Here is a 1,948-nt window from a genome sequence, read left to right as displayed (position 1 = left end):
GTGCCAATGGCGGCTTTGATCAGGTTCTTTTCCGCTTCACTGGCGATACGATCGACAAAAGGAGCGGTTTTTGGCAAAGATTGTCCAACACCTGCCATTTCCGTTATTTGGCTGGTTAAGCCTGCTGTCAACATCGACGAAACAATGCTGAGAACATTCTTTGAAGAGCCAAGCTCATGCAAGGCACCGGCAATATTGCCGCGATTATTGACAAGAGCCACAGCGCTTTTGTTAATCAGTGCTTGGACACCTGCCTGTATCGCTGCATTCATGGCGGTGCTCGAGCCAAGCCCCAAAGCACCGGTAATGGCACTGGCAGCGCCCGAGGCTGCTCCGCCCGTAACCGCCGTGACAGCCAAGGCCACGAGAGCCGCACCGGCTTCTGTCAGCCCTTGGGCTTTATAATCCCAGTCTTTAAATTCAGCCTTAACTGCTTGCCAATCAACTTTCCTTACAAATCTTAATCAACCCAAAGAAATAACCTGAAATAGCAGTGTGTCGTATGAAAAATTAAAAACAAAAACCGAATGAAGAAAATGCACTTGAGACTTGCCTATGGCTTCACAGGTTTATTGCTGTAAAAGCTTCAAATGATGATATCTCTAATACTTTTTTCGCTTGTTCTCTTGTGGTAGCTTCCACAAGCGAAAAGATATGGACGATGACACCTCTTCTCAAGCTTATCAAACTGAACTCAAAGGTATTTCCTTATTGATTTTGAAAGAGTCCTTAAAACGCATTTTGCAGAGCAACGTAGAAAGCATGTCTAAAAAAATCATTCCAAAAGCAACAGATTTTTCTAAGTATTGTGAAGAGATTGAAAAAGATCTTCTTTCACGAACCAAAACTCTTCATGAACTAATAATAGGAGAGTTTAAAATAGATTTCTAAAAAATAGCAAAATAGTGAAAAGTGCTGATCATTTTTGGATTGGATATGCATTTAAAGAGTGATTAAAAAGTTTTTTTTAATGTACAATATATTTCTAAAAGCCAAAATGGCTCTATAGTATCAAATTTATAAAGTAAATAAATCCATTAATACAAATTAAGGATTTTAGGATACACGAATTTCAAAATATTTGTTTTTTAAAACATGAATAGCCAGCATCAGCACAAAAAATGTTGCGGCAGTTATGAGTCACTTTCATGTATTTTTGAAATAACAGAGCTTTTCTTTAATCTTTATGAAAGGGTTGCCAGTGCTATGGGCTTTTTTGAAAGGTGGATTTGGGTATCAAAATGCAAGCGAGAGTTTGGGATTATGGAGCTCTGTGTTTAAAGCTATCATCAACTATAGATAAATCATAAACGAGGTTAACTAAAATATTAAAAGCAACTGGATGCAATAGAAGACATTGCTATTAAAATAAAAGATAGATTGTATTTTTATATCAGAAAATAATTTAAGAAATTGAGATCATAATTTTTCCACAGGAAATAAATATATTTACAAATAAGCAGCTAAGAACCTTGTTTGGCATTATAACTTTTATATTTTTATGTTTTTTAGGAATTAAAAAAATCTTGACTTTATTCAGAGTATTTTGACATTCGCATCTGTTTCTTTGGTAATAGTCACAACGGTTTTTGCAATTTTATGCAATTCTAATATTCCTTCTGAATTGCAGAGCACCCCAAAATATAAAGATGATGATACAACAGGTTGGGTGAAACTAACACGTGATTTACAACAGTATTTGCACAGACTCTTAAAACTAATAAGTTTAGCGCTTATCGTTTTAATTTTTCCAAATAGTTATAAAGAAACTGTTTTTTTACCTGTCATCTCTAAGTACGTGAAGTACAAGCTTTCTTTTCCATTGGATACTGTACTTTGGTACTCAGATATTGCTCTTTGGTATTCCTTTTTAGTTTGTGTATTGTTTCTTATGTTACATACACGCAGTTTAATAAACATATCTATTTACACACTACAGTGCTCAGTT

At 35.3% G+C, this 1,948-nt stretch carries 1 protein-coding gene and 2 pseudogenes; 2 read left to right on the top strand and 1 reads right to left on the bottom strand.

Annotated elements, in window-relative coordinates:
- Positions 1–452: pseudogene (locus ACFIK1_RS09600) on the bottom strand (DUF637 domain-containing protein); the annotation flags it as partial.
- 202 nt (positions 453–654) lie between these two features.
- Here ACFIK1_RS09600 and ACFIK1_RS09595 point away from each other — a divergent pair.
- Both ACFIK1_RS09595 and ACFIK1_RS09590 read left to right on the top strand, forming a co-directional pair.
- The gene (locus ACFIK1_RS09595; protein ID WP_375662674.1) at positions 655–891 is read left to right on the top strand and encodes a hypothetical protein; all 237 of its coding nucleotides are present in this window, start codon (positions 655–657) and stop codon (positions 889–891) included.
- A 554-nt stretch (positions 892–1,445) separates the two neighbouring features.
- A pseudogene (locus tag ACFIK1_RS09590) lies at positions 1,446–1,948 on the top strand (hypothetical protein); the annotation flags it as partial.

The sequence above is a fragment of the Bartonella sp. OC16QHHD genome (genome assembly GCF_042194035.1).
GTDB lineage: Bacteria > Pseudomonadota > Alphaproteobacteria > Rhizobiales > Rhizobiaceae > Bartonella.
This window is presented reverse-complemented; position numbering and strand designations above follow the sequence as displayed.

Bases quoted from the DNA above. Each gene is read 5' to 3' on its own strand.
- ACFIK1_RS09595 (WP_375662674.1), top strand. From the start codon at position 655: ATGGACGATGACACCTCTTCTCAAGCTTATCAAACTGAACTCAAAGGT.